The sequence below is a fragment of the Enterobacter cloacae complex sp. S2 genome, from assembly GCF_015159675.1.
In the GTDB taxonomy this organism is placed as follows: Bacteria; Pseudomonadota; Gammaproteobacteria; order Enterobacterales; family Enterobacteriaceae; genus Enterobacter; species Enterobacter intestinihominis.
Map to the genome: position 1 here is coordinate 1 of NZ_JADDTS010000096.1, position 269 is coordinate 269.

At 53.9% G+C, this 269-nt stretch carries 1 tRNA gene; it reads right to left on the bottom strand.

Going from position 1 to position 269, the window contains the following annotated elements:
• Positions 1–94: 94 nt before the first annotated feature.
• Positions 95–169: transfer RNA gene (locus IPZ49_RS22905), tRNA-Gln, on the bottom strand.
• Between the last annotated feature and the right edge of the window lie 100 nt (positions 170–269).

Genomic DNA, 269 nt, shown 5'->3' on the forward strand with positions numbered 1-269 from the left:
CCCCGTGGGAGAGGGTTAGGGTGAGGGCATCAGGCCGCACTATTCTGAGCAACAAAAACAAAAAAGCCCGCAGAGCGGGCTTGTTTGTTTTAAGTGGCTGGGGTGCAGGGATTCGAACCCCGGAATGCTGGTATCAGAAACCAGAGCCTTACCGCTTGGCGACACCCCAATTGCGTTAAACAAACTGCTTAACGACTTTAAAGTGGCTGGGGTACGAGGATTCGAACCTCGGAATGCCGGAATCAGAATCCGGTGCCTTACCGCTTGGC